At 50.0% G+C, this 24429-nt stretch carries 18 protein-coding genes; 13 read left to right on the forward strand and 5 right to left on the reverse strand.

Annotated features, from left to right (window positions below; all coding sequences use genetic code 11):
* Positions 1 to 315 precede the first annotated feature (315 nt).
* The 7 genes from tig to KS4_RS09090 all read left to right on the forward strand — a co-directional run bounded on the left by tig (position 316) and on the right by KS4_RS09090 (position 10134).
* Positions 316 to 1788, forward strand: a complete 1473-nt coding sequence (gene tig / locus KS4_RS09060) for a trigger factor (protein ID WP_145077226.1) — start codon at positions 316 to 318, stop codon at positions 1786 to 1788.
* Positions 1789 to 1943: 155 nt separating this feature from the next.
* Complete coding sequence (locus KS4_RS09065; RefSeq protein WP_145077228.1) at positions 1944 to 2372, forward strand: SHOCT domain-containing protein; 429 nt, start codon at positions 1944 to 1946, stop codon at positions 2370 to 2372.
* Between the two features lie 273 nt (positions 2373 to 2645).
* Positions 2646 to 3965: an ATP-dependent Clp protease ATP-binding subunit ClpX gene (clpX, locus tag KS4_RS09070; RefSeq protein ID WP_145077230.1), complete on the forward strand. Its 1320-nt coding sequence runs from the start codon at positions 2646 to 2648 to the stop codon at positions 3963 to 3965.
* A gap of 252 nt (positions 3966 to 4217) precedes the next feature.
* Positions 4218 to 6560 (forward strand): S41 family peptidase, encoded by a 2343-nt coding sequence (locus KS4_RS09075; protein WP_145077232.1) that lies wholly within the window; start codon positions 4218 to 4220, stop codon positions 6558 to 6560.
* An 86-nt stretch (positions 6561 to 6646) separates the two neighbouring features.
* The gene (aroC, locus tag KS4_RS09080; protein WP_145077234.1) at positions 6647 to 7732 is read left to right on the forward strand and encodes a chorismate synthase; all 1086 of its coding nucleotides are present in this window, start codon (positions 6647 to 6649) and stop codon (positions 7730 to 7732) included.
* Positions 7733 to 7771: 39 nt separating this feature from the next.
* Positions 7772 to 9196, forward strand: coding sequence for a PP2C family protein-serine/threonine phosphatase (locus tag KS4_RS09085; RefSeq protein ID WP_200761112.1), 1425 nt, complete (start codon positions 7772 to 7774; stop codon positions 9194 to 9196).
* Positions 9197 to 9270: 74 nt separating this feature from the next.
* Positions 9271 to 10134: an alpha/beta hydrolase gene (locus KS4_RS09090; protein ID WP_145077238.1), complete on the forward strand. Its 864-nt coding sequence runs from the start codon at positions 9271 to 9273 to the stop codon at positions 10132 to 10134.
* 289 nt (positions 10135 to 10423) lie between these two features.
* On the opposite strand, the gene KS4_RS09095 is transcribed toward KS4_RS09090, so the two are convergent.
* Together KS4_RS09095 and purQ are read right to left on the reverse strand one after the other, a co-directional pair.
* Complete coding sequence (locus KS4_RS09095; RefSeq protein WP_145077240.1) at positions 10424 to 12214, reverse strand: 30S ribosomal protein S1; 1791 nt, start codon at positions 12212 to 12214, stop codon at positions 10424 to 10426.
* 255 nt (positions 12215 to 12469) lie between these two features.
* Positions 12470 to 13246 (reverse strand): phosphoribosylformylglycinamidine synthase I, encoded by a 777-nt coding sequence (gene purQ, locus KS4_RS09100; protein WP_145077242.1) that lies wholly within the window; start codon positions 13244 to 13246, stop codon positions 12470 to 12472.
* 741 nt (positions 13247 to 13987) lie between these two features.
* Between purQ and KS4_RS09105 the strand changes: the two genes are divergently transcribed.
* Positions 13988 to 14740, forward strand: a complete 753-nt coding sequence (locus KS4_RS09105; RefSeq protein WP_145077244.1) for a methyltransferase domain-containing protein — start codon at positions 13988 to 13990, stop codon at positions 14738 to 14740.
* Positions 14741 to 14780: 40 nt separating this feature from the next.
* On the forward strand, positions 14781 to 15491 hold the full coding sequence (locus KS4_RS09110) for a HEAT repeat domain-containing protein (RefSeq protein ID WP_145077246.1): 711 nt from the start codon (positions 14781 to 14783) through the stop codon (positions 15489 to 15491).
* On the opposite strand, the gene KS4_RS09115 is transcribed toward KS4_RS09110, so the two are convergent.
* Positions 15480 to 15770 (reverse strand): (2Fe-2S)-binding protein, encoded by a 291-nt coding sequence (locus KS4_RS09115; protein WP_145077247.1) that lies wholly within the window; start codon positions 15768 to 15770, stop codon positions 15480 to 15482. The two genes, KS4_RS09110 and KS4_RS09115, sit on opposite strands and share 12 nt — an antisense overlap.
* Positions 15771 to 15876: 106 nt before the next feature.
* On the opposite strand from KS4_RS09115, the gene recR reads away from it, so the two are divergent.
* The 4 genes from recR (at position 15877) to ispE (ending at position 20207) form a co-directional block, all read left to right on the forward strand.
* Positions 15877 to 16482, forward strand: a complete 606-nt coding sequence (recR, locus tag KS4_RS09120) for a recombination mediator RecR (protein ID WP_145077249.1) — start codon at positions 15877 to 15879, stop codon at positions 16480 to 16482.
* Between the two features lie 252 nt (positions 16483 to 16734).
* Positions 16735 to 18270: an RNA polymerase factor sigma-54 gene (rpoN, locus tag KS4_RS09125; protein ID WP_200761113.1), complete on the forward strand. Its 1536-nt coding sequence runs from the start codon at positions 16735 to 16737 to the stop codon at positions 18268 to 18270.
* Between the two features lie 149 nt (positions 18271 to 18419).
* Positions 18420 to 19205: a TetR/AcrR family transcriptional regulator gene (locus tag KS4_RS09130; RefSeq protein WP_145077253.1), complete on the forward strand. Its 786-nt coding sequence runs from the start codon at positions 18420 to 18422 to the stop codon at positions 19203 to 19205.
* 66 nt (positions 19206 to 19271) lie between these two features.
* Positions 19272 to 20207 (forward strand): 4-(cytidine 5'-diphospho)-2-C-methyl-D-erythritol kinase, encoded by a 936-nt coding sequence (gene ispE, locus KS4_RS09135; protein ID WP_145077255.1) that lies wholly within the window; start codon positions 19272 to 19274, stop codon positions 20205 to 20207.
* A gap of 51 nt (positions 20208 to 20258) precedes the next feature.
* On the opposite strand, the gene KS4_RS09140 is transcribed toward ispE, so the two are convergent.
* Together KS4_RS09140 and KS4_RS09145 are read right to left on the reverse strand one after the other, a co-directional pair.
* Entirely contained in the window at positions 20259 to 22517 is a 2259-nt protein-coding gene (locus KS4_RS09140) for an O-antigen ligase family protein (RefSeq protein WP_200761114.1), read from the reverse strand.
* Positions 22518 to 22680: 163 nt separating this feature from the next.
* Positions 22681 to 24285 carry a ribulokinase gene (locus KS4_RS09145; protein ID WP_145077259.1) on the reverse strand — a complete coding sequence of 535 codons (1605 nt, stop codon included), beginning with the start codon at positions 24283 to 24285 and terminating at the stop codon, positions 22681 to 22683.
* Positions 24286 to 24429: the final 144 nt, after the last annotated feature.

Here is a 24429-nt window from a genome sequence, read left to right on the forward strand (position 1 = left end):
CCCATATTCTTCTAATTCCTTAATATATTTATATTTACATTGCCACGATCCCACTCGCATTGCAGTTTTCCAACATTTTTCGTCCGTTATTGATCTATGACTAGCTAGCTGCCATAATATCTCTCTCTATCTGAGGTACCGGCAGATCATGAAACTAGGGTTTCTGCCAGGCGTGGGTCAGATAGAGCAGCCAACAGGCTTTCCTAAAACCCTACCCCACGTCTCCCTTGCTTTCCCACTATTTATCACAGTAAACCGTTCGGTTAAGACAGCTGTACCGTCTGTCGACCCTGCGGGAAGCAAAGGCTCAGACTTATGTCAGAAGCAACCAAAGAAGATCGCCCTGAACTCAACGTCAGCGTTGAAGACAGTGGCCCAGCACGCAAGATGCTCAAGATTGTCATTCCGGAATCTCGCATCAAAACCAAGATCGAAGAGACTTTCGGCACACTCCAGGAAGATGCACAAATCCCCGGTTTCCGCCGCGGTCGCGCTCCACGTCGGCTCCTGCAAAAACGATTCGGCGACAGCATCCGTGACGATGCTAAAGGTCAACTCCTTTCTGAAGCTTACTCCCAAGCCATCGAAGAAAAAGAACTCGACGTCATCGGCGAACCAGACGTGAAAAACGCCGACAAGATTGAACTCCCAGAGTCCGGCGACCTCACCCTCGAAGTCGAAGTCGAAATCACACCTGAAGTTGATCTCCCTGAATTCAAAGACATCAAGGTCACCAAAGTAGCCGCTGAAGTGACTGACGAAGACGTCGAAGAAGAAATCAATCGCTACCGCGAGCGTTTCGGTAAAGCAGCAGCCATCGCTGATGCAAAAATCGAAGCTGGCGATTTCCTTAAAGCAGACGCTCACATCTACCCGCAAGACAAAAAGGGCGACGCAGACGCAGTCATCGTCCACCTCCACGATACCTACATCATGGTCAACGGCGAAAACGCTGAATTCAAAGGCCACGTTGCAGGCATCGTCGTCGAAGATCTCGGCAAGAAGCTTGCCGGTAAGAAAGTTGGCGACGAACTCTCCATCGAGATGGACGGCCCAGCCAGCCACGAAAACGATGACATCAAAGACAAGCCAATCGCGATCGAAATCAAGATCAATGCAATTGAACGTCTTGAGCCAGCTCCAATTGAAGAAGTCATCAAAAACGTCGGCATGGAAACCGAAGCAGATTTCCGTGACAAGCTCAAAGAAATGCTCGTTGCACAAAAAGACCGTGAGCAAAAGTCTGATATGTACACACAGGTCAACGATCAACTCATCGAAAAAGTTGCTCTCGAACTTCCTGAAGGCCTCACCGGCCGCCAGATCGAGCGTGTCCTGCAACGCCAGCGCATGGAAGCTCTCTACCGCGGTACATCTGAAAACGAGATCGCCGATCAGCTTGCTGAGTCACGTAACGAATCCGAAGAAGCCGCTAAGAAGCAACTAAAGCTCTTCTTCATCATCGATAAGGCTTCTCGCGAGCTCGACGTCGATGTCAACGAAAACGAGATCAATGGCCAGATCGCCATGTACGCAATGCAGCAAGGCCGTCGCCCAGAAAAACTCCGTCAGGAAATGCAGAAACGTGGCGAGATCGAACAACTCTACCTCCAGATCCGCGAGCAGAAGACGCTCGACAAGATTCTCGAAGTAGCCGAGATCGAAGAAGTTGCTGCTAAAGAAAAAGAAGCAAAGCCTGCCGCCAAGAAGAAAGCCTCTAAGAAGAAAGCTTCTAAGAAAAAGGCTTCTAAAAAGAAAGCTGCAGCAAAAAAGAAAGATGATGAGTAATTAACTCTCCATTATTCGACCAATAATAAAACCGGTTGCTTCAAGCAGCCGGTTTTTATTTACTTCAACTTAGATATTCTCAAAATCACCATTAACCTTCCCACATTTTGATGTAAAATACCCCAATTCCTTTACTACGATCTCAGGGTACGCTCATGATCTCCATTTTATCTCAAAACATCCCAGCGAAATCGGTCGACGTTCTTCAGATGATTGGCATTATCGTGGGCCTCGCCATTTTCCTCGGTATCGTCGCCGCGATCATTAAAAAACTTGTCTACCGCTCTACAGAAACCTCCAACGTCGGCTACACCCTCTCTGATCTTCGCGATCTCCACAAAAAAGGTGAACTCTCAGACGACGAATTCGCCGCTGCAAAAGCCCTTATTATCGCACAAGGTAAGGCCGCACTTCACACCCCTGAAGACAGTCAGGAGAGTGACAACTGGGACAATATCACCGCAAATGATGATCAACGCCCAGAAGATTTCGACCTTGGCGATGAGTTACTGGACTTGAAAGACGAATCGGACGATGATATTTCCCCCGATTCTTCCGATAAGATGCCCCCCGACAATCAATAATCTGCGACAGCAGAAAAACTGGGCAATTTAGGGAAGCCTCACCCACAACAATCTCTTTTAATCGGATATGATATCTCGATCAGCACGGATAGACTGCAAAATAAACGGTCCGTCCAGCTATTTCACTAAGGGTTGACCGTCAGATAGACGATCACAACTTAGACAATGTAAACGAGAAATACGTGACGCTGCTTTTTTTATGCCCCCAAGCACAAAAATGACTTTGCAGCCTCATGACGAATCAAACTTGCTGACCATGGAGGTAATGGCGGGTTGGCTAATTCCAATTCAAATAACGACGGTAACAACGGCAACTCCTCCAACGGCGGTGGCGGTGACGGCTTCAAAGGCCGACGCGTAACCACTTGCTCGTTCTGCGGAAAAAGCTCTCGCGAAGTCGGCCCTATGGTCGAAGGCCCCAATGATGTTTACATCTGCGCCAACTGCACTGAGCTCTGCCAGAACATCTTTAAACAGGAGCGTCGCCGGGTTCATGCTGGCCGCACATCCATTGGCTCCATCCCAACCCCTCGACAACTGAAAGAGTTTCTCGATCAGTACGTCATCGGGCAGGATATTGCCAAGCGTGCCCTCTCAGTCGCAGTCCACAACCACTACAAGCGTTTGGCCGCAACTGAAAAAGAAACACCCGTCGAAATCGACAAATCTAACGTCCTGCTCATCGGCCCTACAGGCTCTGGCAAGACACTTCTGGCTCGTACACTCGCTCGAACTCTCAACGTCCCATTCGCCATCGGCGATGCAACCACCCTCACCGAGGCTGGCTACGTTGGTGAAGACGTCGAGAACCTGCTACTAAAACTCCTTCAGTCTGCTGACTACGATATCGAAGCCGCTCAACGTGGCATCATCTATATCGACGAAGTCGACAAAATCGGCAAGACCTCCCAGAACGTCTCCATCACACGTGACGTCTCCGGTGAAGGTGTTCAGCAAGCACTTCTCAAGATGCTCGAAGGCACCGTTGCCAACGTTCCTCCGCAAGGCGGACGCAAGCATCCTGAGCAGCAGTACATCCAAATCGACACCAGCAACATCCTCTTCATCGTCGCCGGGACTTTCGTCGGCCTCGAAGACATTGTTCGCAAACGTCTCGGACGCAAATCCATTGGCTTCGCTTCCGAACAGACCGTCGACGACAAGACCTCAGACACCTCATACCTCATGACCCAGATCACACACGAGGACATCCACGAATTCGGCATGATCCCCGAACTTCTCGGCCGTCTCCCCATCATCACACCACTCATGCCTCTGGAAATCTCAACACTCGTCACCATCCTCACAGAACCCAAGAACGCACTCGTACGTCAGTACCAGTACTTCTTCACCATCGAGGATGCCGAGCTGGAATTTACCCAAGACGCTCTCGAAGAACTCGCCAGCCGCGCGATCTCTCGCGATACCGGTGCCCGTGCTCTACGAAGCGTGATGGAAGAGATCATGCTCGAACTGATGTATGACCTGCCCGAACTCAACAATAAGGGTGCGAAATACGTCATCGACGAAGCCGCAATTACTGGCAAAAAGCCTCTCATTGATATGCAAGTTCCCATTAAGGAATCCGCATAAATCAATGTCCGATACGGCTAACATCAATTAAATTACAACGACATCGATCATTGCCGCAGCAATGATCGACTGTCTTTTTAAATTCAGCCGATACTAACTTACATTCACGCTGCTGCTCACGAACCGAAACCACCCTCAAACACGTATGGTTCTTATGGAAGATCTCATACACCTGACCTAATGTTCTAATGGTCAGCAACGGTTTAAATTAAGAATACTAGTTAATCTGAAGATAAATTCGAGGAACGCATTTTGACTACGACCAACAGACTTGAACGTTTTTCCTGCCAGCAAGTCTTTACACGCTGCGCTGTCTTTCTGCTTTCTCTCTTCCTCATTCTCTCACTCTCTCGCACAGCCTCTGCAATTGAAACACCCCCAGCACCCACATCTTCGGATGCCGCCAACTACACCGCTATCATCGACACCGGCAACTACGACGCGCTCCTCAAGCAAATCGATCAACTCAAATCACAAGACCCCGACAATCAGCGATACACACGTCTCGAGCAAGCCATCGAACGCTACCAAGAGCATCAAAACCAACGCTACGATACGCGCCAGGATGCTTATGATGAAGCAATCACAAAAATGGCCGAAGCCATTGACAACCAGCGTCTCGAAGACGCTCTCGTCGCGGCCATTGATGCGCACTCGCTTGCCATTAATAAATCGGACTTCCTCAAAAAACCAGAAACGTTAGAAGTCGTTTCACTCGCCGAACAACGCGGGCAAAATGCCGTTGACAACGATAATTGGGTCGACGCCCTTTCCATGTATCGCCTCCTCGATCTCCTCTTCGAAAATCAGAACATCTACACCGATCAGATCAAAAACGCGGAAGCCCACGTTCGTGTGCTTCAACTCTACACACCACAACAACTCCAAAATCTCTATCAAGCTCGCGCTGAGCGACGCGCCAAAGAAAAAGGCGAAGACGCTCCCGAACCCATCGATATCGAAATCGACTCTTGGAAATCCAAGCTTAAAAACGTAAACAGCATCATGCTGCGTGACTCACTCCGTCAAGCCGTCAGCCGTCACATCGACCGCAACCAACCCGGCTCTAACGGTTACACCTCGCTCCTACGAGGCGGTGTCAAAAATCTCCTCACACTCCTCAACACCAAAGCCCTCAAATCCGAATTCAAAGGCCTCAACAATCAACCGCAAGTCGACAAATTCAAAACCTACCTCACACAAGTTCAAGACAGACTCAACGACCCAGCCAAGCGAATGAACTTCCTCGATGCTTTTAAGCTTCTCGATGAAATTACGCGCATGAACGACATCACCGTCGATCTCCCCAATGAAATCGTCGTCTACGAACTAACAGAAGGCGCTATGGGCCAACTTGATGACTTCACCGCCGTCATTTGGCCTGAAGATATCGAAACGTTCTCTCGTTCAACTGAAGGTAAGTTCTACGGCGTTGGCATCCAAATCTCTCGACAAGACGGCCAACTCATCGTCGTCTCACCACTCGCCAACACACCGGCTCAACGCGCAGGCCTCAAAGCCGGTGACATCATCGCCAAAGTGAATGGCACCAACACCTCCACATGGTCCCTTGACCGCGCGGTTCGTGAAATCACAGGCGAAGAAGGCACCCCCGTCACCCTTACCATCGAGCGTAAAGGCCAAGCCGACCCGATCGACTTCACCATCAATCGTGCTGAAATCGAAATCGAATCAATCCGTGGCTGGGAGCACACCGAAACCGGCGGCTGGGATTACTGGATCGACCCCGATGACAGTATCGCCTATATCCGCCTCTCACAGTTCCTCCCGCAAACCGCAAAAGATCTTGATAAAGCCCTCCAAAACCTACAGAAACAGCATCAAATTAAAGGCCTCATCCTCGATCTACGTTTCAACCCTGGCGGCCTCTTAACCTCTGCCGTCGAAGTCTCAGACCGCTTCCTAAGCGAAGGCACCATCGTCTCCACCGTGAACGCTGCTGGTGAAAAATCAATCGTTGCCACAGCCAAACGCAGAACCACATACCCCAAATTCCCGATCGCCATCCTCGTCAACCAAGGCTCAGCCTCAGCCTCTGAAATTGTCTCAGGCGCCCTTCAAGACTACGGCCGCGCAACCATCATTGGCTCTCGTAGCTTCGGTAAAGGTTCCGTCCAAGATCTCTATCCCCTCGATAGACGATCCGCCTACCTCAAACTCACCACGCAATACTACATGCTCCCAGCCGGCCGCATCATTCACCGCAAACCAACCATGCAATCATGGGGCATCGAGCCCGACATCAATATCGACATGACCACACGCGAAGACGCCGACGCCCTGCTCTACCGCCAGGCGGTCGACATCATCCGTGACAAAGATGGCAACCCCACCGCCGCTATTGATGACCAGACGATTGAAGTTGAAAACCCCGATGCCGATGAGATTGAAAAACTCGAGCAAAGAAAGCGTCTTGACAACGCCACCGCTCAAAAAATCATCATCGAAGGTATCGACCCGCAACTTGAAGCCTCACTTCTGTGGCTCCAGCTTCAGATCGCATCCGAAGATCTGCCGAACACCTCCATTCTCAAAGCCGCACTCGCGCCCGCCGAACCCACAACTACTGAATAGCTCACTCACCCTTGTGGCCAAAATCCGTTAAAATACACATTACACGGAGAAACACCCACAAGGTTCATTAAACGCGAGACACAAACATGGCAGGCAATACCTTCGGCCAAATCTTCCGTATCACCACCGCTGGCGAATCGCATGGCCGCGCCAACACCGTCATCATCGACGGCGTCCCCGCAGGACTCCCACTCTCCGAAGATGACCTCATCCCAGACCTCGAACGTCGCCGTCCAGGCCAATCCAAAGTCACCACGCAACGCAAAGAGGCCGATTCACCCGAAATCCTTTCTGGTGTTTTCGAAGGCAAAACCACCGGCACATCCATCGCCATCATCATCCGTAATCAAGATCAGCGCTCACATGACTACGGCAATATCGCTCAACTCTATCGCCCCGGTCACGCTGACTACACATTCGACGCCAAATACGGCTTCCGCGATTATCGTGGAGGCGGCCGCTCATCCGCACGTGAAACCAATGTCCGCGTTGCCGCTGGCGCTGTCGCCAAAAAACTCCTCAAGCACACCCACGACATCAGCATCCTCGGCTACGTCAAACAGATCGGCCACATCACCGCCGACATCCCTAACCCTGAGTTAGTCACCCTTGAGCAAACTGAAGCCAACATCGTCCGCTGTCCTGACTCTCAAAAAGCAGACGAAATGATCGCGCTCATCGAACAAATGCGCCGAGAAGAAGACTCCATCGGTGGCATCTCCGAACTCGTCGCCACCAATGTCCCTGCTGGTTGGGGCGAGCCTGTCTTCGATAAGCTCAAAGCCGACCTTGGTAAAGCCATGTTCACCCTCCCCGCCGTCACCGGCGTCGAATACGGCGAAGGCTTCGGCGTAGCCATCCTCAAAGGCTCACAAAACAACGATATCTTCGTTAACAACAACGACACAATCACCACAACAACAAACCGTCACGGCGGCATGCTTGGCGGCATCTCCTCTGGCCTCCCCATCGTCCTCCGCTGTGCCATCAAACCCACCTCCTCACTTTCAAAAGCTCAACCCACCGTCGATCAGCAAGGCACCCCCTCCGAAATCCAAACCAAAGGCCGCCACGACCCTTGCCTCCTTCCAAGGTTCGCACCCATGGGCGAAGCCATGTTTGCCATCGTCCTCGCTGACCATATGCTTCGACAACGCGCTGCTCGTCTATAAACAAACCACCACCTACCCGATGAATAGACCGAGATGGCTATGCCAGAAATAGTACCACAAGAATTCACGTCCGAGCTCGATGAAACGTGGCATGCATGGCTCACACGCCGTTTTCTCAGATACTGTATCTTCTCACTCCTTGCCATCTTTGTTATCAGTATCATCTCCCTCTCAATCGATCTATACCAGCACGAACACGGCGAATTCTCACGCCTCACACTCGCATTCCTTATAGGCAATTCGCCTGCAATCATGACCGTTGTCGCAGCATACTTCACAGTCAAACACAAAAAACCTAACCGTGAAAAACTCCTGCGTGCAATAACATGGACCATCGCCATCTACGGCATCTCTGGCCTCGCCATCGGGCCTTATATCGAATATCGCCTCTCAGCAGCTTACACAACAACAACCTTTGCAGAAGCACTTAAGCCAACCGACATTAGCTTCGGCGTTCTCGCCCTCTATCTTCTCGCATGTATCTTCATTCCTTGGCCACCGCGCGAAGCCGTCAAAGCCGTTGTCCCTCTCTGGGTAATTGGTATCTTCATGGTTTCACTCGCCAATACCACCTGGACAGGCGAAACCTTCGTTCGATGTATCACTGTCATCCTCGCCGGTGCCCCTGGCCTGCTCCTCTGCTACGCTCGCGCTCGTAAATATTCATCCGAATTCTACATTGGCCGTCTCACCAGACGTTACACTGATTTAAAGCGTGAACTCCAAGCTGCCCAGCAAATCCAAAACATGCTCTTCCCAGAGCCAATTACCGACGCGCCGATCCAAGCACGATACTACTTCGAGCCTATGCAGCAGATAGGTGGCGACTTCCTCTACATCCGCCACAAACACGACGCCAACAAAAACCTTCTTTCACTCACCGCCACACTCATCGACGTCACAGGCCACGGCATCACCGCCGCACTCGCCGTCAATCGTCTCCACGGCGAACTCGAACGCCTCTATGCCGAAGAGCCCGACGCCTCCCCCGCTCGTGTTGTCCGTGCCCTCAACAAATACATCTACCTCACCATTGCAAAGCAATCCATATATGCCACCGCAATTTCCATCAAAATGATCACAGGCCAAAAACACCTCATCTGGGCAAATGCCGGGCACCCCCCTGCTTTCCTTGTACCGGAAAACATCGACACCAACCCCACTCAACTCGATTCAACCTGCATGATGCTCGGCGTTGTCCCCGACGAACTCTATAAACCCGCTGAAAACACACTCGACATACAATCCACAGACCGAATCATCGCCTATACCGACGGCGTCATCGAAGCCCGTAACAGCGACAATCAAATGCTCCACGTTGATGGCTTCCTCAACATACTCCGCTCCGCTCCCGCCAAAACCGATATCAACGAGCTCCTCGACTCAATCGCTACATCACTACGCGATTTCCGTTCCGGCCCACCCGATGACGACATCCTCGTCCTCGAAATGAAGCAGCCATAAACATTTAAAATTCTGGTATTTCATACCAACCCGGTATAGTATATCGTTAACGCTATATTATACCGGAGTTGCCAATGACATCATTCAAACTAATTTTCGCCTGCATACTCTTCTGTATCTTCATGCTATGCATACCAGCCTCCGCCGCTGACGAGCCAATTAAATACACCACCAAATCCGATATTTTCTATCCCACAGACGAGAACCCGACTGATTACCAAACACAGCTCTGTCGGCTTGATATCTACTATCCAACCAACAAAACTAATTTTCCCACTGTCATCTGGCTACACAGCGGCGGCCTCTACACCGGCAATAAATACATCCCCGGCGAACTCACCAACAAAGGCTTCGCTGTCGTAGCAGTTAACTACCGCTTACACCCCAAAGTCAAAGCCCCTGTTTATATCGAAGACGCCGCCGCAGCCGTGGCATGGGTCTTCAACAACATCACCCAATACGGTGGCAATCCCGACAAAATCTATCTCTCAGGCGCTTCCGCCGGAGGCTATCTCACCAGCATGATCGGCTTGGATAAACGCTGGCTCGCCAAACACAGCATAGACGCAAACCGTCTTGCCGCACTCATCCCCATCACCGGACAAGCTATCACCCACTTCACCATTCGTAAAGAACGCGGCATACCAAACACACAACCACTCATCGATGACCTTGCCCCACTCTTCCATGTCCGTAAAGACGCACCACCCATGCTGCTCATTACAGGCGATCGTGACCTCGAACTCTTTGGCCGCTATGAAGAAAACGCCTATCTCCATCGCATGATGAAAATCGCTGGCCACACACAAACCAAACTCATCGAACAAGAATACTGCAATCACGGCCAAGTCGTCCCACCGTCATTCCCATTCATGATCCGTTTTATCAATGAACTTGAACAATCTGCAGCGCAACATACAAAGCTTCAAAACGAGTAAATGCCAGCAAGCACGCTCCGCAATCACACAGAACACAGTAAATCTTTTCGCCATACATTTTGAAGTAAAACATAAAACCCGTACATAATCCCCCCCTCGAGAAGGTGATGTTCCACACATCACCTTTTCTTTTTACTCAATATCAAAATAATCTTCACAAGCCCAATTTCTAATACCCGGAGATCACGCGCAGTGTTTTTTACATCGCATGACCTTCTCTCAGTATCTATAAAAAAAGAACCGACCCTTTCGAGCCGGTTCTTTTAATTTTTGCAGTTCTAAGCGTTGCTTAGTTGCCGCCACCGAAAGTAATCTTGTCGGTGCCGAGGTGACCAAGGTCGTCGCCCAGACCACCGATGCCGCCTGCACCGCTGTCTGCTGCTCCGCCCTTGCTGCCGCCTTCTGCTTTCTCTGCAGCTGCTTCCTGATCGGAAGTCCACTGAGCACGCTTGAGCGAGAGACCAATCTTGCGCTCGTCGAGGTCGACTCGCAAGATCTTGACTTCCACGTCCTGGCCAACCTGGACAACGTCCTGTGGGTTTTCGACCTTGTGGTCTGCCAGTTCGGAGATATGAAGCAGGCCTTCGAGATCTTCTTCCAACTCGACGAATACGCCGAAGTTGGTGATCTTCGTAACCTTACCCTGCACGATCATACCAGGCTGGTAGTGTGTAGGAATCGCTTCTAACCATGGGTCTTCGGTCATCTGCTTCAGGCCCAGAGCAACACGTTGCTTCTCTTGGTCCACTTCGAGAACGATACACTTGATGGTTTCGCCCTTCTTGAGCATTTCGTTTGGATGCGAAAGCTTCTTGGTCCATGAGAGGTCGGAAACGTGGAGCAAACCATCGATGCCTGGCTCGATTTCGATGAACGCACCGTATGATGCGAGATTGCGAACCTTGCCTTCGACGATCGTACCTGGAGGATATTTCTCGGCCACGAGTTCCCAAGGATTGACCTCGGTCTGCTTCATGCCCAAGCTGATTTCCTGCTTGTCCTTGTTGATGTCCAAGACAACGACTTCGACTTCTTCGCCGATCGAAACCATCTCTGATGGGTGGTTGATGCGACGCGTCCATGACATCTCGGAGATGTGTACGAGACCTTCGACACCTTCTTCGAGCTTGACGAATGCACCGTAGGACATGATGTTCGTGACTGTGCCGCGAATACGTGTGTTCTGTGGGTACTTCTGCTCGATGTCTTCCCAAGGTGAAGCATCTTTCTGCTTCAGGCCGAGAGCGATCTTTTCCTTGTCGTAGTCGATGGACAGAACCTTGACTTCGATCTTCTCGTCGAGCTTGACGATGTCCGAAGGATGGTTCACGCGGCCCCAAGACATATCGGTGATATGCAGGAGACCGTCGATGCCGCCGAGGTCGACGAATGCACCGAAGTCCGCAATGTTCTTGACCATACCGCTGACCAGATCGCCTTCTTTGATATCTGAAAGAAGCTTCTGACGCTGTTCGGTACGACGCTCTTCGATGAGCTTACGACGACTGATGACGATGTTACGACGTTGCTCGTCGATCTTAAGGATCTGAGCTTCGATCGTTTCGCCGATGAAGATGCCGATGTCAGCAGGACGACGGATATCAACCTGTGAAGCAGGCAGGAAGACTGGCACGCCGATGTCGACGAGCAAGCCACCCTTGATTTTCCGCATGACCTTACCGTCAACAGTATCGCCTTCGTCTTTTTCTGTGATGATGCGTTCCCAGCCACGGATGCGATCCGCTTTACGCTTGGATAGCTGCACCATGCCGTCATCGCCTTCGACTTCTTCGAGAAGCACTTCGACGGTGTCGCCAACTTCAACGTCAGCCGCGTCATCGAATTCGTTCTTGTCCAGAACGCCTTCAGACTTGAGGCCAACTTCAACGAGGAAGTCGTCGCCAGCGTAACCGATGATTTTGCCTTGAAGGATTGTGCCCGGCTTGAAATCGCCGATCTGACCTTCAATCAAACCTTCCATATCGCCGTCAGCAACCGCTGAGCCGAATTCGGCAGCCAGCAGGTCAAATGCTTCGGTTTCTTCGATAGAAAGTGAGGAGATGAGACTCTGATTAACCATGTAAAATTGTTCCCTTACATTTATAACTTACCCGGCAACGGCAACTTACCGCTGACAACATTCGGGTCGCCCGTCGGGTATGACGAGCCTTGCCTGCAGTCAGGTTGATACAACACGTATCAATAAATCCAGCTGCAAATCAGTTGAATCGGACATTATACACCCCTTCGTCCAGCTTGCCAGCCGATGAGGGGGGTTAATGAAATTTATATCGTCTTTATTTTCAACGAATTGTACGATTGTCTGTCGTTTGTATTAAACCGTTGCGCCGTTACGATCTTTGACATAACTCACTGCGTTAATAAAGAACTGTAAACCCGCTGGTGTATTGGATTTAACTTCTTCACTCTGGCGTGTCCACTGGGGGTGGTTCGTCGCATCGATATAGCGTTCGGGGTGAGGCATGAGCCCGAGGATGAGGCCGGTTGGATCACAGATACCCGCGATGTTGTCGACGGAGCCGTTGGGGTTATCGTTTTGCGGATAGCGGATTGCAACTTGTTTATTAGCCTTGAGTTGCGCGATAATGTTGTCGTTCTCCGTGACAAAGCGGCCTTCACCGTGAGCGATTGGAAGTTCAAAGCTGGTTAGGCCTTGCGTCCAGATGCATTTGGTTTGGGAATCAACTTCTTGGCCGACCCAACGGTCGAGGAAGCGTGGATTGGTATTGTCGGCGAGTGTGACGGTTTGGACGGCTGCGTGCGGGTCGGGAAGCAGGCCGAGCTTGACGAGAACCTGGAAGCCATTGCAGATACCGATCATGGGAACGCCGCGTTTGACGGCATCTTGAAGCGGCTCTAAAAGCTGATGCTTCAAACGGTTAGCGAGAATTCGTCCGGCTGCAACGTCGTCGCCGTAGCTGAATCCGCCGGGGAAGCCGATGATGTCGAAGCGGGCGATCTGATCGGGATTTTCGATGAGATCGTTGAGGTGGTGCGTCTCGGTTTCTGCACCAGCAAGCTGAAAAGCATGGGAGAGTTCGAGGTCACAATTGGTTCCCGCGGTACGAATAATCAGGGTTTTTGGCTTCATGCGTACATGATAGCGGGGTTGAGGTTGGGGTGAAAATATGTCGCACACAACTGAGCGTTGTCGTGGAATATGGGCAGGATGATGCATCTTGACTGTTGTTTCGATGTTCAGCGCAATCTGATGCTACTACATATATATGCGGAATGAATTTGAGGTTTTTGTGCGCACGTTTTGTTTTGCAATTGGTGCTGAAACACCCTTCTATCCGCACACAAACGCGCTTCTGGAAATTCTTAGTTGTGCATGATTAAGTTGTTACGTTTCTCGGACAACTGAAATTCAAGAAATGCACGTTTTGTATCGTTTTCGCACAGCATTTGCCAGTTTGAGTTCAAAATGAATCCATTTTGGCGAAAAAAAGGCTAACTTTTGATGGTTTGTAAATTTCGTGCGCGCAAAAGTGTGAAAATTGACAGGATCATTTGGCATTTTGCGTGATATGAATGTGTTTTAAGATTAATGCCAGGATATGCGTGAGGATCATGTGCTAATCATGCATAACACGTCAGTTTATTTGTAAGATTGATTTCGTATTGTTTGAAGTATCTAGAAAGCTTTGCAATACATTTCATACGTTAAGCATTTGATAGGCAACCATAACACATGTTGGCAGTTTGCTCTTTAAGGCATTACGACTGATTGCCTCATTTGCTTACGTCACGATATCGTTCGTTATCCAAACGATACTTTTAGGGTTGATGCATTTGCACTTTTTAAGATTTTTAGGGAAGGGCATGAGCGATGAGTTCTCACGAGTTGTATACCGATTTGTACGAGGAGCAAGGCTATCAACAGACGGTGGATTACGCTTCAGAGGTCATGATGCCTGCGGTATTGGATTTTTTACCCACGATAAATTCTGTGGTTGATTTTGGTTGCGGTAGTGGTATTTGGCTTTCAACTATTAAGCGCTTAGGTGTCCATGATGTTTTGGGATTAGATGGCGACTGGGTGAAAGATGAATCACTTGAGATAGATGCTGAACAATTTCGCAGGGTGGATTTGGATCAGAAGATCACACTTGATGAACGTTATGATTTGGCCATTTCGCTTGAAGTTGGTGAACATATCAAGCCGGGCTCTGCTAAGGATTTCGTGGAGTCATTGGTGATGGCTTCGGATTTTGTGTTGTTTTCTGCAGCGATACCGGGACAAGGTGGACGGATGCATGTTAATGAGCAATGGCCGCGCTATTGGGCAGAGATTTTTGCTCAGTGGGATTATGTGCCTATAGATTTTCTACGGCCAATGTTTTGGCATGATGATCAGATACCGTATTGGTACAGACAAAACATGTTGCTGTATGTGAAAAGGGAACGCTTTGGAGAATTAGATTTGCGGCGTGATCTGGATGTTATCACAGGTAAGCCGATGGATTTAGTGCATCCGTTGTGCTTCCAGCAGCATTATGGGCCTGTGAGTTTCAAGAAGCATGCGAAGGGTTTTTGCAAAGCGATCGTTGACAACCTGAAGCTCAAAATAAGATTTAAGTAAGCAATCATGAATACATATGAGAAATATGTATGGTATAAATATGAATAAGCAATCAGAACATTTCGAGCTACTGCTCAAAAAATATATTCAAAGTGATTACGACGATGATAACGTCGCCTATGAAATATTGAATTTGTTTTTACGTGGTCTATCTAAACAACATTTGAAAGACATGTTCAAACAAGAGGGGAAATTAGGCGAATTGGCTGTATTTGTAGCCTCTGAGTTAGGAAGTACAGCGACTGAATTGGATGCGTATCTAGTTAAATACTTATCGCATTCAAAATCACGTGTAAGATTTGATGCTATTGATGCGTTAATGACCAAATTTACAATCAGAACTAGCCCTCAGTTTGTTATTCGTGTGCTCGAGAAGTTGTGTGATGATAACGAATATGTTCGAAAACGTGCGATGGATTATTTATGCGTTGTACCGAACGAAATAATCCGTCAAACATATACATATTTACTCAACAAATCTTCTGAAGATACAGCACAAAAACATTTAGATGGTTTACGTTTGGTCGTCGAACATTCGAAAGAAATGGGTAGCCATAAATTATGGGAACAGTGCGTGTCATCAAATGTGTTGCTTTCAAAGTATGCCGCGGCATGCATGGTAAGACATTATGGCAATACAGTATTTGAATTTGAAGAATATGATTTGGGATTACTAAATAGCGATCTGCAATTATTTATACAGAAAATATACAAAGAATTAAGTGTCTATCCATTGGATCTACCTATCTGAGGAACTGGTAGAAGATGAGGGACGTTTCTTGTTTTTGCGATATGAGGCGCGGTTTTTGGCGTACTCTTCGGGGGAGAGTGAGAGGTCGGGATTGGGGTTGCCTTCAAGGGTTTGTTTGTGGAGATGTTTGAGGTAGGGGACGCACCAGCCGCAGCCTGTTCCGGCGGAAAGGCATTGGGAGATGAGGGACGCGACGGGTGGGCGTTCACGTTTACAGTAGTTTACGATCTTGCGTTTTGAAACGCGGTAGCAGAGGCAGACCTGGTCGTCGTCTTTCATACAGACATCATAGCTGGTAAAGGCGGAAGTTGGTAAGGGTGAGGTGATGGGGTGGAACCCTTGGTTTGGGGGGCGTGGTGGGATGAATTGAGCTAGAATGTGGGGCATGGGAAAAACGGAAAACAAGCGAGCGTTTGAGGTGTTGATGGACGAGCTGCGAAAGCTGCCGGGGATCGGTACGCGTTCGGCGGAGAGGATTGCGTTTTATCTGTTGAGGGAGCCTGCGGAGTCGAGTTTTGGGCTGGCGGATGCGATTCGGAAGTTTAAGACGGACTTGAAGGTATGTGGTGTGTGCGGGAATGTGAGTGAGGTTGACCCATGTCCGATATGCCGAGATGGAAGCCGGGAGAAGGGTGTGGTTTTGGTGGTGGAGCAACCGAGTGATATTGCGATGCTGGAACAGACGGGGAGTTACAAGGGGATGTATCACGTGTTGATGGGGAGGTTGGCGCCGCTGGATGGGATTGAGGCGGGTGATCTGAATATTGAGCCGCTATTAGAGCGGGTCAGAAGTGGGGGTGTGGAGGAGGTGATTTTGGGGATGAATCCGACATTGGAAGGGGATGGGACGGCGATGTATCTGGCTGAATCGCTGGAGACGATGGGGGTAAAGGTCACGAGGTTAGCAAGGGGGATGCCTGCGGGCTCGGTGCTTGCGGGGCTATCCAAGACGGTGTTGTCGGATGCGATCCAGTCAAGAAGCAGGGTTTAGCATGGATAGGTAGGGGCTTATGCTATTGCGGGGTACGAACGAGGGTTGAAAACGTTTTGTTTATGTGTGCGGTTTACGAAGTAGATATAATCAGATGACATAAGGGGATAGGCTTAGGGAGGATATAAAGGGGTGGTATTGGGATCGGCTGCTGACGGATTGGTGGCTGAATGGGATTTGAATCAGTAGTGCATCGGGTTGTCAGGTTGAGTGTCTGGCAGGCAGATGACGGGTTTGAGGAAATGCCTGAATATGCGAATTGATGCAGGACAACATATGCGGTTGAGTCAGCAGATGAAGCTGGCGCCGCGGATGATTCAGAGCATGGAAATCCTGCAGATGACGCAGCAGGCGCTTGAGGAGCGGATTGAGCAAGAGCTTGCGAATAATCCGACGTTAGAGCTGCAGGAGCCGGGGAGTGATGAGAAGCAGATTGCGTCTGAGTTGAAGCAAGAGGAGAGGGATTCGAGAGAGGGTGAGCGGGAGCTGTATGTTTCGGATGATGCGGAAGCGAAGAACACAGGGGATGATTTTGAGCGGCTGAATAATATCTCGGAAGAGTATGGGGATTCGTGGGCAGCGAATACAACGGGGACGGGTGAAAAGATTGATTTTCAGCAGCGGGCGGCGAAAGGAACAGGGGAACGTGATGCAAAGATTGATGCGATGGCGAACACGGCGGCGCGTGGCGCTTCGTTGTATGAGCAGTTGATTGATCAATGGCGGATGGTTGAGTTGCCTGAAGAAGAAATTCTGATGGGCGTGTACTTGATCGGGTTTGTGGATGGTGATGGATATCTGCGGACGGAAGATTCGGTGCTGCTGGATCAGGCGCCGGGGGATCTGAAGGATGAGAAGCTTCTGGAAGGAACGATTTATGCGCTGCAACGAACGCTTGAGCCAACAGGGTTGTGTGCGCGGGATATTCGGGAATGCTTTTTGTTGCAGATTGATGCGAAGATGCGGAATGAGGGTGTGGATCTGGCGGTAGAGCGATTGCTGGTGAATGAGTATTTGAAGGAGATTGAGGGGAATAAGCTGCCGATGATCGCGAAGAAGACGGGGCTGGAAATGGAGGATATTACGGCGGCGATTGCGAAGTTGCGACAGTTCACGCCACATCCAGGAAGATTGCTGGCAGATGAGAGTCCGCAGCGAATTACGCCTGATGCGATCGTTGATTTTATTGAGGACGAGGATTGTTATGTGGCTAGGCTGGCGAGCGAGCGGTTGCCGCAGCTTCAGATTAGCGAGTCGTATGCGGAGATGGCAAAAGACAAAGGGGTAGAAAAGAAAACGAGAGATTTTATCAATAACAATATTCGGTCTGCGAGCTGGATTATTGATGCGGTGCATCAACGGAGTTCGACGTTGTTGCGCGTTGTGAATGTGGTTCTGAATGCACAGCGTGAGTTTTTTGATGTAGGTGAGCAGGCATTGAAGCCGCTACCGATGACGGTGGTAGCGGATCAGTTGGGGATTCATGTCGCGACGGTGAGTCGTGCTGTGAATGAGAAGTATATTCAGACGCCGCGCGGGATTTATCCGCTACGGATGTTTTTCTCGGGTGGCACGGAGACTGGTGATGGTGAATCGGTGAGTTGGAGTGCGGTACAGGCGAAGTTGAAAGAGATTATTGATGGCGAGAACAAGATGAAGCCGTTGAGTGATGATTCTCTGGTTGAGGCGCTAAAGAATGCGGGGATTGATATCGCCAGAAGAACGGTTGCGAAGTACCGGAAGCAGATGAATATTGGTACGGCACGTCAGCGAAAGCAATTTGGGTAATTGACGCTGAAACTGAGAGGCGTGATAGGATTGAGGGGAGATAGATTACCTGTTTTAACTGTTTCCAGAAAATGAGTTTGGGGGTAGAGACTGTCTTGACAGTTGACGTGGTAGCGTAGAGACTAGATGTGTTCACAAGGAGGTGAACTATGACACAAATGGCTGATGGAATAGCCTCTATGAATGATGGATTTGAAGTCACTTCCAGGTTACCGCTGGATTATGTCAATCAGAACAGCGGGCGTGTACAGCAAACGAAGGTACCGGCGAACTTGAGTCGAGAGCAAATACTCGATGCAACGTTGTCGTGTCTGCTTGAGTCCGGGTATGACGGGACAACGATTAGAAAGATCGCGAAGCGATTGGACTGTGCGGTTGGTTCGATTTATCGGTATTTCAAGGATAAACGTGAGCTACTGGATGCGGTATTGCAGCGCCGGTTTGAGCCGGTGCTGGATCAGTTGGAGGGACATCATACGGTTCGACCGTCGGTTGGGATGTATGTGAAGATTGCGCTTGAGGATTTGTCGTTGTACCAGTTGATGTTCTGGATTGCGATGGACGCTCGAAGGGATCGTGCTGAAGCAGTGGCTGATACTGGCAGAATGGGTGTGCCACGGGTGCTGGATGAGATTATTGAGGCGTGGGGAGGACGTTTTACGCAAGAAGATTTAGTGGAAGGGTTCTGGGCGGGGTTACACGGACATATTATGGTGAGTGGTTCGGTGGATGATGTATTGGCGAAGATGTCGTTTCCAAGCGAGAAGCATGTGGCGAGTTCGCCGATGCCCCCTGCCCCGAGATTGACACCTGTGATTGTGCAGTCATCGCCGCCGCCGCCGCGGATGAATCGTGGTAGTGAGAAAAGTGGTGCACCTGAGCCTCGTTTTGTCGATGCAAGGGAACGGGACGAGGAAGATGTGACGCTGTTGTAATACCTGAGTTGTGAAGCAGTGGGAAGTGGATATCAATCATGTGGGGTGAGAAGCCGGAGCAAGCTGATGACAAGCAGATTGACGCATGTTGAGCCATATGCTGAGGCGGAGATGTTGTGCCCTGCGAAAGTAAATTTGGCGTTGTCGGTTGGCGCGGCACAGGAGAATGGTTATCACCCGATTGTAAGCTGGATGGTTGCGGTGGATTTTTGGGATCAGTTATCGGTGCAGTGTATCGAGGGGATTGAGGATCGGTACCACATTAGTTTCTCTGAGGATGCTTCGGTACGACAGGCGGTGGACTGGGATGTTGAGAAAGATCTAGTTTATAAGGCGCATCAGTTGATGAAACGGCGGGTTGAAAAGAAGATACCGCCGGTTGAGGTGACTCTTAAAAAATATATTCCGGCGGGTGCTGGATTGGGAGGCGGATCGAGTGATGCGGCTGGCATGCTGGTGGGACTAAATGAACTGTTTGAACTGGGGATTGGGGATGACGATTTGATTGCGATGGGCGCAGAATTAGGGTGCGATGTGGGGTTTGCTGTATCAGCATTTTTGGGGAAGCCGAGCGCGATGGCGACTGGGTATGGGGAAGTGATTGAGGCGATGACGCATTTGGAGCCTGTGCATTTAGCGCTGATTATGCCGAATGTTGGGTGCGCGACGGCAGAGGTGTATAACGCATTTGATGAAATGTCTGAAGACCATAAAGATGTAGATCACGATGGGGTTTGGTCGCTGATTAAGGGTGGAAAATTGAAGGCGGATGGGCCATTCAATGATTTGGCAGAAGCGGCAGAGAAGGTACAGCCGAGATTGGGTGAGTTGAGAGGCCGGATTTACGAAGCGGTGCACAAACCAGTCCATGTGACAGGTTCGGGGTCAGCAATGTTTGTGATCGGTGAATCGAAAGAAGATGCCCGTAAGATGATGGATATTATTGTCGAGAGGTGTGATGTAGCTTGTATTGATGTGCAAACGCTGAAAATTAATCCGTAGATTAAAGAATGAAAATTGAAATATTAGAACGGCGCTTTGTGCGTCGTTTTTTTATTGTTCGAGTGGGGTGAATTGAAGACGGCTGTTGACTAACTCAAGTTGATTGGAAGTGAGTTGCTTACCGGGATCAAGATAGAGTTGATCGTTGAGCGAAAGTATGTGCCGATAGATATTTTGTGCTTCAGTACGATCGCCAAGTTGGTATTGGATATCGGCGAGTTTGAGGTAATCGGGCAGACTGTAGGGGCTACGATTGACGGCTTCTGTTGCGGGGTGGAGCGAGTCATTTAATGCGTTTGGCAAGAGGTTCTCACGGTTGGCGAGTTCATAAAGTTGGATGAGGTAGCGGTAGGGCGCGGCGCCGCCGGGGGCGTGAATGATGTAGTTTTGAGCGTTATTAATGGCCTGATTTAGATATTTGATTGCGGATGGTTTGTTGTTACGTTGCGTATAGAGGAGGACAATATTGCTGCGGACGAGGATGCGGGATTTTTGTGCGGTGTTAGCGGTGGGCTGTTCGGCGGCAGCCTTGTCGAGCAGATCGAGTGCGCGTGAGTAACTGCGCTGATGTAGGGCTGATTCTGCGTTTACAAGGAGGGTTTGGTATTGATTGATGGGACGGGTGATCAGGGTGAAGGTTGCGATTGCGGTTATTGCGAGAAGTATGGTGGTGATAAGGGCAATGCGCGTATTAGACTTGGGCCGCGAGGCTTTGGATGGTTTGATGGTTGAGGCGAATGCGGCGGTGATGATGAGCCAGGCGATCGGAGCTGAGGTGAATTGGAAAAAGGTCATTTCGATTTGACTATGGGCGAGAATCACGACGGCTGCTGTTATGAGTGCGATTGATTGAATTCGAGTTGGAATGGCGAGTGCATGAGTGATGATGAAGAAAGTGGCGATGAAGGCGATGAGTGAGATAAGCCAAAGAATGGCGGTGTCTGCATATTGCTCTGGTTGTGTGATGTAGAATTGCAAGCCGAGGGTTAAGGCGGCGATGAAAGTTGCGAGCGCGAGTGTGATGCGAGGTGTGAAAGGGTTGGAAGTTTGAGATTCTTCTGGAGTGTTGAGTACTTGCGTGAAATTGATGATGGATTTAATGATGAGTGAAAGTGCGGCAATGGTGAGTAGGATACCGGCGAGGCCGAGGGTTGCGATATAGTCGATGAAGATGCTGTGGGCGCTGATGACGTCTTCAGGGTTGGCTGGGAGTTTATGGATGAGGTATTGGAAACGGAAGTTGTCCGGGCCGGTTCCGAGGAGGATGTTTGTGATGGAATCGGTATAGATGTTCCATGAGCCAAGCCAATATTGATAGCGGAACAGAAGTGAACGTTCGCCTTCATGGGTTTCTGGAGCGCCGAGTAGACCGCGGGCGATGACGAGTAGGAATGGGAAGAGTACGATCGCCAAAGCAAGGCATGTGAGGAGATACTTACTGGATTTGAAGGGTTTTTTTGATGTAATGAAAAACGCGATGAGCAGAAGGAAACCGAGTGGAAGGACACCGAGTGCGCCTTTGGAGTGGGTGTAGTAAAGTGTGAAGAGACCTGCAAGGGTGATGATGGCAAGTGGTATGATGCGAGCTAACTTGCGATTAGATTGGGCGAGCGCATGGAGCGTGAGGGTTGTGGTGATGAGAATGATGGTGACGAGGATGGAGCCAAAAACATTGGAAAGGCCAAAGGAGCCAAGTGCATCGGGTGATTGCATACGGCGGAGGAAGAGTTGGTGTTGTGTGGAGCCGGCTTCCCATCCGCGTGCGAGGAGTTCGGCTTGCTCATTTTCAATAAAAGTGCGAACCGTGAGCGGTTGTTCCACAAAAAGGTACCAGATTGAATCTAGTAGGTACGGAATTAGTAATGCAGCGAAGGCGGCAATGATGATCTTTTGTACTTGTTGAAATTGTGCGAGGTAGAGTGTGGCGAGGGCTGTGGTGAGCGCGGCGATCCATGAGGAGGCGAGGAGTGCGTTGTCGTAAGATTGGGTTGCATGGTAAAGCAGGCAGGCGATAGGAATGAGGATGAATACGTTTAGCAGTGGGAACGATTTTGCACCGCTACGATTGGCAAGCGGGATTGAGAAAACGGCAATGATGATCGCGATGAGGTTAAGAAAGACAATGGCGGACGGGCCAAAGGCGGGTATGGTGATGAGTGGCGTGTTAGGATCGGGAAGTGTATCAAGGTAGAGTGAAGCATAGAAAGGTGCGACAGCGGGGAGAAGAGCAGTGATGAGAAGCGAGGCAGATGCGATGATGGGAAGCCTAGGGGTTGCTTGTTCGATTGTTGGTTGCGGTTGATTTTGCAAGATATGCCTCATGCGAAATGGATAGAAAATACCTTCATATATTGGACATTATACGAAGGTATTTAGAAATTGTTTGAAGTTGTTCTGATTTGAGCTTTTGCGTGAAGACTTGCTGCGTTGCTCTGCCAATCATTGTCATAAAAGTTTTCTAAGCCAGTCTGCTTCAACGTAGTGAATTGGCGAAAGCGCGGTAGTCTTTGTAGATAGGCTGATATTGTTTGTGATTATCTGGGATTGGATTGATGCGGGTGAGTGGGGGTTGCTGAGCGGACATTGCGGTGATGGTTTCCTGCATGTTTTTGAAGCCTGTGACGGAAGATGGGGCGGCGTTGGCGCCGAGCATGGCTGCACCGACGGCTGGGCCTTGGGTTGAGGGATGAACTTCGATCGATTTGCCGGAGACATCGGCGTAGATCTGCATGAGCAGCGGATTGTGATGTGGGAGGCCTCCGGTGGCGATGAGGCGGTTGATTGCGATGTCGCGAGAGGTCAGGCAGTCGAGGATCCAGTTGAAGCCGAATGCTGAGGATTCGAGTAGTGATCGGAAAATGTGGCCGGGGTTGTGGTGGAGTGCGAGGCCTTTAAAAGCGCCGGTAAGGGAGCCGTCCATGAGTGGGGTGCGGCAGCCATTGAACCAGTCCATGCAGAGAACACCATCGGAACCGATGCCTGCCTGTTCAGCAAGCAAGGTGAGTTTGTCGAAATCGGTGTTGAGTGTGCTTCGAAGCCAGGCGAAAGCATCACCTACAGCAGCTTGGCCAGTTTCGTAACCGAAGTATCCGGGGAGTATGCCGCCTTCTACGACTCCTGCGATACCGGGGATGTCAACTTCGTTGGTGCTGTTGAGCATGTGGCAGGAAGATGTGCCCATGACCATGACGAGTATGCCGGGGTCAGCGGCTCCGACGCCGGGTACGCCAGCATGTGCATCGATGATGGCAGAGGAGACGGGTATGCCGGGAACGAGTCCAAGGGTTTTGGCCATGCGCTCGGAGAGTTCGCCGACTTTCTCGCCGGGAGGTTTGAGTTTGCCGGGCATTTTATCGGTGACGATGTTGGCCATGCGTGGATCGAGTGCTTTGAAAAAATCAGTGGAGGGGTAGCCGGAGTGAGAATTCCAGAGTGCTTTGTAGCCAGCTTGGCAGGTTGAGCGAGGGATGTGTTTTTTGTTGAATGACGATGATGCGCCGACGAGTTGCCAGACGAACCAGTCTCCTGCTTCAATCCAGACGTCAGCGGCATTGTAGATATCTGAATCACATTCGAGTGTTTCGAGAACTTTTGGGAAGAACCATTCGAGACCGACGATATTGCCGTAGCGTGAGAGCCAGGGTTCGTTGCGTTCGATCGCAACCCTGTTAATACGTTCAGTTTGAGTTATGGCGCCATGATGCTTCCATAGTTTTGGCCATGCAAAAATATTTGAAGCGTAATCGTTGATTAGACATAAGGGGGTGCCGTCGGCTTTAGTGGGAAGCATGGTGCAACTGGTAAAGTCGACGCCGATGCCAACGATGTCTGCTGGATTGATGCCAGCAATCGAAACGGCTTTTTTAACGGCTTCAGCGGTTTGATCGATCCAGTCTTGTGGGTGCTGAAGAGCGAAATTGTGGGGCAACTTTTCGCCGGTTGTCGGAAGAGATTCAGTGATTTGTCCGTGCTTATAGTTTGCTGTTGCAACACCAACTTCATTGCCTTGAAGATCGACGAGGATGGCGCGTACGGATTCTGTTCCAAAATCAAGACCAAGTGCTGCTTTGTTTGCCATTTTCTGCGTTCTCTTACTGTTGAGTCGAACTTGTGATGATCGACGAATCTGCCACAGATTGTATGTATGAAAGGTATGAAAAAAACAGCCTCTCGGTCTTAAAAACCGTGAGGCTGTTTTGTTTGTATCAATGCTCGGTTATGG

Source organism: Poriferisphaera corsica, assembly GCF_007747445.1.
In the GTDB taxonomy this organism is placed as follows: domain Bacteria; phylum Planctomycetota; class Phycisphaerae; order Phycisphaerales; family Phycisphaeraceae; genus Poriferisphaera; species Poriferisphaera corsica.

Bases quoted from the DNA above. Each gene is read 5' to 3' on its own strand.
- tig (WP_145077226.1), top strand. From the start codon at position 316: ATGTCAGAAGCAACCAAAGAAGATCGCCCTGAACTCAACGTCAGCGTT.
- KS4_RS09065 (WP_145077228.1), top strand. From the start codon at position 1,944: ATGATCTCCATTTTATCTCAAAACATCCCAGCGAAATCGGTCGACGTT.
- aroC (WP_145077234.1), top strand. From the start codon at position 6,647: ATGGCAGGCAATACCTTCGGCCAAATCTTCCGTATCACCACCGCTGGC.
- KS4_RS09085 (WP_200761112.1), top strand. From the start codon at position 7,772: ATGCCAGAAATAGTACCACAAGAATTCACGTCCGAGCTCGATGAAACG.
- KS4_RS09090 (WP_145077238.1), top strand. From the start codon at position 9,271: ATGACATCATTCAAACTAATTTTCGCCTGCATACTCTTCTGTATCTTC.
- KS4_RS09095 (WP_145077240.1), bottom strand. From the start codon at position 12,214: ATGGTTAATCAGAGTCTCATCTCCTCACTTTCTATCGAAGAAACCGAA.
- purQ (WP_145077242.1), bottom strand. From the start codon at position 13,246: ATGAAGCCAAAAACCCTGATTATTCGTACCGCGGGAACCAATTGTGAC.
- KS4_RS09105 (WP_145077244.1), top strand. From the start codon at position 13,988: ATGAGTTCTCACGAGTTGTATACCGATTTGTACGAGGAGCAAGGCTAT.
- KS4_RS09110 (WP_145077246.1), top strand. From the start codon at position 14,781: ATGAATAAGCAATCAGAACATTTCGAGCTACTGCTCAAAAAATATATT.
- KS4_RS09115 (WP_145077247.1), bottom strand. From the start codon at position 15,770: ATGAAAGACGACGACCAGGTCTGCCTCTGCTACCGCGTTTCAAAACGC.
- recR (WP_145077249.1), top strand. From the start codon at position 15,877: ATGGGAAAAACGGAAAACAAGCGAGCGTTTGAGGTGTTGATGGACGAG.
- rpoN (WP_200761113.1), top strand. From the start codon at position 16,735: ATGCGAATTGATGCAGGACAACATATGCGGTTGAGTCAGCAGATGAAG.
- KS4_RS09130 (WP_145077253.1), top strand. From the start codon at position 18,420: ATGACACAAATGGCTGATGGAATAGCCTCTATGAATGATGGATTTGAA.
- ispE (WP_145077255.1), top strand. From the start codon at position 19,272: ATGACAAGCAGATTGACGCATGTTGAGCCATATGCTGAGGCGGAGATG.
- KS4_RS09145 (WP_145077259.1), bottom strand. From the start codon at position 24,285: ATGGCAAACAAAGCAGCACTTGGTCTTGATTTTGGAACAGAATCCGTA.